Here is a 7,187-nt window from a genome sequence, read left to right on the forward strand (position 1 = left end):
GCCGCGCCGCCTGCTCAGCTTGCAGCCGAGCGGCGCAGCAGCACCGGCACCGATTTGGACGTCGGCGTGTTGGAGATGTCGGCCACGCTGTCCAGCGGAATCAGCGGATTGGTTTCCGGGAAGTAGGCGCCCAGGCAGCCGCGCGGGATGTCGTACTCCACCAGCAGGAAGCCATCGGCGCGGCGTTCGATGCCGTCATGCCATACCGTGAAGATATCCACCCGCTCTCCGGCGGCGAAGCCCAGCCGCGCGATGTCGTCGCGGTGTATCAGCAATACACGGCGTTGGCCGTAGACGCCGCGGTAGCGGTCGTCCAGGGCATAGATGGTGGTGTTGTACTGGTCGTGCGAGCGGGCGGTCATCAGCACCATCAGCTTGTCGCCATGCAGCGCGCGGGCGCGGGCGATGGGCGTGTCCTTCTCCAGCGCGTTGACGATGAACTGCGCTTTGCCGCTGGGCGTGAGCCAGCGCCGCTCGCGCGAGGCCGGCGTCAGATGGAAGCCGCCCGGCTGAGCCACGCGGGCATTGAAGTCCCGGAATGCATCCAGCACCTTGGCGATTTCGTCGCGGATGCGCGCGTAATCGTTTACGTAGGACAGCCAGTCCACTTTGTCGCTGCCCAGCGTGGCATGCGCCATGCGCGCGGTGATGTCGGTTTCGGACAGCAGCTGTCTGGACGCCGGCGGATTGATGCCGTAGGACAGGTGCACCATGCACATCGAATCTTCCACCGTCACGCCTTGCGGGCCGGTCTGCTGCAGATCGATCTCGGTGCGGCCCAACGTCGGCAGGATCAGCGCGTCCTGGCCGTGGATCAGGTGGCTGCGGTTCAGTTTGGTGGAAATCTGCACCGTCAGCGCGCAGTTGCGCAGCGCTTCAAACGTGCGCGGCGTGTCCGGCGTGGCCATGGCGAAGTTGCCGCCCAGGCCGACGAAGACCTTGACACGGCCGTCCAGCATCGCCTTGATGGTGTCCACTGCGTCCAGGCCGTGTTGGCGCGGCGGCTCGAAGTCGTAAACCTGGGCCAGCCGATCCAGGAATGCCTGGCTAGGCTTGTCCTCGATGCCCATGGTGCGGTCGCCCTGCACATTGGAGTGGCCGCGCACCGGGCACAGGCCCGCGCCGCGGCGGCCGATATTGCCGCGCAGCATCATCAGATTGGACAGCATCTGGATGGCGGCCACCGAATCGCGATGCTGGGTCAGGCCCATGCCCCAGGTGCAGATCACCGCCTTGCCCTGGACGTAGACGCGGGTCAATGCCTCGATGTCCTGGAAGGGCACGCCGGACGCGGCGATCAGGTCCGGCCAGCTCTCGCCGCGCAGATCGGCGGCGAAGGCGTCGAAGCCGCTGCAGTGTTCGGCCAGGAAATCCACGTCCAGCACGCGCTCGCCGCCGCTGGCCACGGCCGCGTCATCGAGCTCCAGCACCCGCTTGGCCACGCCCTTGATCAGCGCGAAGTCGCCGCCCAGGGTGGGGCGGATGAATAACGAGCTGATCTCGGCCCCGCCGCTCAGCAGGTCCATCGGATGCTGCGGGCTGGCGAAGCGGTCCAGTCCTTTTTCCTTCAGCGGATTGATCGAGACGATGGTGGCGCCGCGTTTGGCCGCCGCGCGCAGTTCGTTGAGCATGCGCGGATGGTTGGTGGCCGGATTCTGGCCGAACACCATGATGGTGTCGGCGTGTTCGAAGTCGTCCAGCACCACCGTGGCCTTGCCCACGCCCACCGTCTGCGGCAGCGCGCGGCTGGACGATTCGTGGCACAGGTTGGAGCAGTCCGGGAAGTTGTTGGTGCCGTACAGGCGCACGAACAGCTGGAACAGGAAGGCGGTTTCGTTGCTGGTGCGGCCGGAGACATAGAACGAGGCGCGGTTGGGATCGTCCAGCGCCTTCAGATGGCGGGCGATCAGCGCGAAGGCGTCGTCCCAGCTGATGGGCAGGTAGCGGTCGCTGGCGGCGTCGTAGGCCAGCGGCTCGGTCAGCCTGCCGTGCTGCTCCAGTTTGTAATCGCTCTGTTGCAGCAGTTCCGTCACGGTATGGCGGGCGAAGAAGTCCGCGCCTATGCGTTTGGAGGTGGCTTCGGCCGCCACCGCCTTGACGCCGTTCTCGCAGAACTCAAACGTGGACGTGTGCTCGCGGTCCGGCCAGGCGCAGCCGGGGCAGTCGAAGCCGTCCGGCTGGTTTTGATGCAGCAGGGTCTTGTAGCGGCTGCCGGGGACTTTTTCCTTCAGCAGCGTGATGGTGGTGCTTTTCAGCGAATCCAGGCCGCCGGCCGGCTGCGGGTAGGGCGCGATGCGTGCCTTGCGCTTGTGATCCATGGTGGGGGTTCCAGATGCGGTGTGCGGTAAAACGCGTACCGCCTGGCATGGCTGCGGGCGGCGCGGTGGCTAAGCTTACTAGGATAATTCGTCGTTGCGGGGCGGGGTCAAGTTTTTATACCTATGACATGGCATGGCTGTGTCGAATCATGCAGCCTGCTGGCTCCGCCGCGCATGCAGGGGGATAATGTCAGCCGTGGCCCTCCGCTGCGAATAGCTGGCGGCACAAGGTTTTTCCGTCTTCGGTCAGGCAGGCCTGGCCATGGCCGGCTTCGTCGATGCGGAGGGCGGCGAGCTCCAGCTGGCTCAGCAGCGTCAGGCTGCGGCGCAAGGTGCTCATGCGCAGGCCGGATTGCTTGCACAGCCGCGGCAGCGACCAAGGGCCGTCGCTGGCGTGCTCGGCGCGCCACAATTGCGCCAGCAGCGCGGCGATGGCCGGGTCCAGTTGTTCTGCCTGCAAAGGGGCGTCGGCGGTCATGGGAATCAGTATTAACGGAAACGACGCGCAGTCTAGCGTATTCCCGTCGCCAAGGCGCGGGAGGGAGGGGGCGAGTGGAAGGGATGAGCGAGCAGGCCGGGGCCGCCCGGCTGGAGGTAAAGCGTCACCGCGATGGCGCGGCGCAGTCCGCTGCGGACTGGGTGGCGGAGGAGGTGCCGGTGGCGCTGGTGTTCAATGGCATCTCGCACGCCGTGATGATGGCGACGCCCTGCCATCTGGAGCAACTAGCGGTGGGCTTCGCGCTGAGCGAGGGCATTGTGGCGAGGCGGGCGGAAATTTTCGATGTTGAGGCCGAACTGGTCTGCGGCGGCGCCGAGGTCAGGCTGGAAATCGCCCAGCCGGCTTTCCTGGCCTTGAAGGATCATCGCCGCTCCTTGGCTGGCCGCACCGGCTGCGGCGTGTGCGGCATCGAGAGCCTGGGCCTGCTCGATCTCTCGCCTGACCGGATCACGCCGCCGTCGCGTCCGCTGGTCGCCGACGCCGCGATCATTGCCCGCGCCGCGTCCGAGCTGCCGGCGCAGCAGCATCTGAACCAGCTCACCGGCTGCGCGCATGCGGCCGCCTGGTGCGGCTTGGATGGCGAGGTGAGGGCGGTGTTCGAGGACGTGGGCCGCCATAATGCGCTGGACAAGCTGATAGGCCATCTGGCGCTGCAAGATGCCTCGCCCGGCGATGGTTTCGTCTTCATGTCCAGCCGCGCCAGCTACGAGCTGGTGCGCAAGGCGGCTAGGGTCAACATTCCGATGCTAGCCACCATCTCCGCGCCCACGGCTCTGGCGGTGGACATCGCGCGCCGCGCCGGCGTGGTGCTGGCCAGCTTCTGCCGGCAGAACGGTTTCGTCGAGTACACGGCAGACAGATAGGGGCGTTGACCTTGTTTGCTGGGTGGGTCGCGTTGGCGCCGGCTTTGGCCGGATGCCAGGCGCGCCGCCCGGCCTCATTTTCCATTCAGCGCTTTTGCAGCGCGGCCAAATCTTCTGGGGTGTTGAGATTGCGGAACGCCTGCGGCGCGTCGTCGAAATCCACTGCCAGCGCGCCGGCTTGCGCCTGCCACTCGCGCACCCTGCGGCCACCGCCGCGCAGATAGTCGCGCAGCGACGGCAATAGCGTGATCGATAGCGCCATGCACACCGGATGCGCTTGCCCCGCGCTGCGCGCCACCGCCAGCTGGCTACGGCCATCGCGCAGCGACGCCAGCAGCCGCGCGGCCAGGTTTTCCGGCAGCAAAGGCAGGTCGCATGGCGCGGTGAGCAGCCAGGGCGTGGCGCAGGCCGCGAGCCCGGCCTCCAGCCCGGCCAGCGGGCCGCAGTTGGCGAACTCCGCCGCGTCCGTCACCACCTGGCCCAGCGCGGCGTAACGTTCCAGATTGCGGTTGGCGCTGATCAGCAGCGCGTCGGCCTGCGGCCGCAGCCGCGCGGCGACCCGCTCCGCCAGCGCGACGCCATCGAGCTCCACCCATCCCTTGTCCACGCCGCCCATGCGCGAGCCTTGGCCGCCAGCCAAGAGCAGGGCGGTGACGCCTTCATTTTCCAAGCGGGTAGACATTGTTATTTCCTGTTTGGATAAACAAAACAGGCGGCCGGAGGGCCGCCTGTCGAATCATAACGCAGCAAGCGCCGCTTAGTGCGCCGGCTGCGTTTGCTCGCCAGAGGACGCCGCCTCCTTGGCCTCGCGGCGCGAGGCGATGAACATATACATCGCCGGCACCACGAACAGCGTGAACAGCGTGCCGATGGACAGGCCGGTGAAGATCACCAGGCCCATCGCGTAGCGGCCGGCGGCGCCGGCGCCGGAGGCGATCACCAGCGGGATCACGCCGAACACCATGGCGGCGGTGGTCATCAGGATGGGGCGCAGCCGGATCGACGCGGCCTGTTCGATGGCCTCGCGCTTGGACAGGCCGGTCTTGCGCAGCTCGTTGGCCACTTCCACGATCAGGATGCCGTGCTTGCTGATCAGGCCCATCAGCGTCACCAGGCCCACCTCGGTGTAGATGTTCAGCGAGGAGAAGCCCAGGAAGATGAAGATCATCGCGCCGAACAGCGCCAGCGGCACCGACACCAGAATCACCACTGGGTCGCGGAAGCTCTCGAACAGCGCCGACAACGCCAGGAACACGATGATCACCGCGAACAGCATGGTCACCAGGAAGCCGCCGGATTCCTGCATGAACTGGCGCGACTGGCCGGCGTAGTCGACGGTGTAGCCGCTGGGGGCCACTTGCTGCACGGTGTCGCGCAGGTATTGCAGCACTTCGCCTTGCGACACGCCGGCCACGCCGGAAATGGTGGCGGAGTTCAACTGCTGGAAGCGGTTGATCGATTCCGGCTCCACTTCATACTTCAGCTTGGCCACGGTGCCGACGGTAACCATGCTGCCGCTCGGCGTCTTGACGTAGTAGTCCAGCAGCTGCGACGGGTTGAGCCGGTCGGTTTGCAGCACCTGCGGGATGACCTTGTAGGAGCGGCCATCGATGGAGAAGTAGTTGACGTAGCCGCCGCCCAGCGCCGCGGACAGCGCGTTGCCCACGTCCTGCTGGGTCAGGCCCATCGCGGAGATCTTGTCGCGATCCACCACCACGGTAGCCTGCGGTTTGTCTATCTTCAGGTCGGCGTCCAGGAAGTAGAACTTGCCGGAGGCGCGCGCCTTGTCCATTACCTGCTGCGTCACCTGGTTCAGGTTTTCGAACGGTTCGGTGGTGGTGATGACGAACTGCACCGGCAGGCCGGAGGCGCCGGGCAGCGGGGGGAACTGAAACGCCGCCACCCGCGCGCCGGCGATCTTGTTCCAGCGCGCCTGCAGGTCCATCTGGATTTCATGCGCGTTGCGGCTGCGCTGATCCCAAGGCTTGAACAGCACGCCGCCTATGCCGGCGTTGACGGTGGGCACGCCGGTGATCTGGAACATCTGCTGGTATTCCGGCATGCTCTTGCCCACCTGAAACACCTGGTTGGCGTAGGTTTGCATCTGGTCCGCCGTCGCGGTGGGCGCGCCCACCACTTGGGACAGCACGATGCCTTGATCCTCCTCCGGCGCCAGCTCCGACTTGGACATCTTGAACATCACGGCGAGCAGGGCGATCAGGATGGCGCCCATCACGATCAGCACCGGCCAGGTTTCCAGCAGGTTGTGTAGGATGCGCTGATAGCCGTGGCGCACCCGTTCGAAGGTTTTGTCGATGGCGTGGACGAAGGGGCTGTTGTCCATGTCCGACTTGAAGAAACGCGAACACATCATCGGCGACAGCGTCAGCGCCACTACGCCGGATACCGTCACCGAGGCGGCCAGGGTGAAGGCGAACTCAGTGAACAGCGCGCCGGTCAGGCCGCCCTGGAAGCCGATCGGCACATACACGGCCACCAGCACCACCGTCATCGCCAGAATCGGGCCGCCCAGCTCGCGGGCGGCGACGATGGACGCCTCGAACGGCGACATGCCGTCGCGCATGTGGCGGTCGACGTTTTCCACCACGATGATGGCGTCGTCCACCACCAGGCCGATGGCCAGCACCAGCGCCAGCAGGGTCAGCAAGTTGATGGAGTAGCCCAGCATCAGCATGATGAAGAAGGTGCCGATCAGCGACAGCGGCATGGCGATCACCGGCACCAGCACCGCGCGGAAGCTGCCGAGGAACAGGAAGATCACCACGGTCACGATGACCAGCGCTTCCAGCAGCGTCTTCACCACTTCATGGATGGAGGTGTTGATGAAGTCGGTGGAGTCGTAGACGATCTGGCCGGTCAGGCCGGTCGGCAGCTGTTTCTGCACGTCCGGGAAGGCCTTGCGCACCCGCTCCGCCACATCGAGGATGTTGGCCTCCGGCGCCACCTTGATGCCGATGAATACCGAGCGCACGCCGCTGAACGCGACGTTGAAGTCGTAATTTTCCGAGCCCAGCGTCACCGTGGCCACATCCTCCAGCCGCACGATGGCGTCGCCGTTGCGCTTGACCGACAGCTTCTTGAACTCGTCCACGGAGTGCAGGTCGGTGTCGGCCGTCAGCGGGATGGTCACCATCTGGCCCTTGCTGGTGCCCAGCGCGGTCAGGGTGTTGTTGCTGGCCAGCGCGGCGCTGACGTCGGCCGCGGTGACGCCATGCGCCGCCATCCGCGCCGAATCCAGCCAGGCCCGCAGCGCGAACTGGCGCGCGCCGAGGATTTCCGCGGTTTGCACGCCGGGAATGGAGTCCAGCTTGGGCTTGACTACGCGCACCAGGTAGTCGGTGACGTTGTTGGTCGGCAGCGTGTCGCTATAGAAACCCATGTACATCGCGTCGGTGGTCTGGCCGGTCTGCACCGTCAGCACCGGCTGCTGCGCCTGCGGCGGCAGCTGGTTCTTCACCGAGTTGACCTGGGTGTTGATCTCGGTCA

At 66.0% G+C, this 7,187-nt stretch carries 5 protein-coding genes; 1 reads left to right on the plus strand and 4 read right to left on the minus strand.

The window, feature by feature from the left end; genetic code table 11:
- Positions 1–14: 14 nt before the first annotated feature.
- Together C2134_RS07290 and C2134_RS07295 are read right to left on the minus strand one after the other, a co-directional pair.
- Positions 15–2,318 (minus strand): FdhF/YdeP family oxidoreductase, encoded by a 2,304-nt coding sequence (locus C2134_RS07290; protein ID WP_103318786.1) that lies wholly within the window; start codon positions 2,316–2,318, stop codon positions 15–17.
- Positions 2,319–2,508: 190 nt separating this feature from the next.
- Positions 2,509–2,796 carry a hypothetical protein gene (locus C2134_RS07295; protein WP_199179892.1) on the minus strand — a complete coding sequence of 96 codons (288 nt, stop codon included), beginning with the start codon at positions 2,794–2,796 and terminating at the stop codon, positions 2,509–2,511.
- Positions 2,797–2,879: 83 nt separating this feature from the next.
- Between C2134_RS07295 and fdhD the strand changes: the two genes are divergently transcribed.
- Positions 2,880–3,680, plus strand: a complete 801-nt coding sequence (gene fdhD / locus C2134_RS07300; RefSeq protein ID WP_103318787.1) for a formate dehydrogenase accessory sulfurtransferase FdhD — start codon at positions 2,880–2,882, stop codon at positions 3,678–3,680.
- A gap of 85 nt (positions 3,681–3,765) precedes the next feature.
- Here the strand turns inward: fdhD and mobA are convergent, their stop codons facing one another.
- A complete protein-coding gene (gene mobA / locus C2134_RS07305; protein WP_103318789.1) occupies positions 3,766–4,362 on the minus strand; it encodes a molybdenum cofactor guanylyltransferase MobA in 597 nt (198 codons plus the stop codon).
- A gap of 75 nt (positions 4,363–4,437) precedes the next feature.
- Positions 4,438–7,187: efflux RND transporter permease subunit (locus tag C2134_RS07310; protein WP_103318790.1), on the minus strand; the 2,750-nt coding region annotated here is incomplete at its 5' end.

Origin of the sequence: Chromobacterium sinusclupearum (assembly GCF_002902845.1) — a bacterium.
Lineage (GTDB): Bacteria > Pseudomonadota > Gammaproteobacteria > Burkholderiales > Chromobacteriaceae > Chromobacterium > Chromobacterium sinusclupearum.

Coding starts and splice junctions, on each gene's coding strand:
- C2134_RS07290 (WP_103318786.1), bottom strand. CDS start 2,318: ATGGATCACAAGCGCAAGGCACGCATCGCGCCCTACCCGCAGCCGGCC.
- C2134_RS07295 (WP_199179892.1), bottom strand. CDS start 2,796: ATGACCGCCGACGCCCCTTTGCAGGCAGAACAACTGGACCCGGCCATC.
- fdhD (WP_103318787.1), top strand. CDS start 2,880: ATGAGCGAGCAGGCCGGGGCCGCCCGGCTGGAGGTAAAGCGTCACCGC.
- mobA (WP_103318789.1), bottom strand. CDS start 4,362: ATGTCTACCCGCTTGGAAAATGAAGGCGTCACCGCCCTGCTCTTGGCT.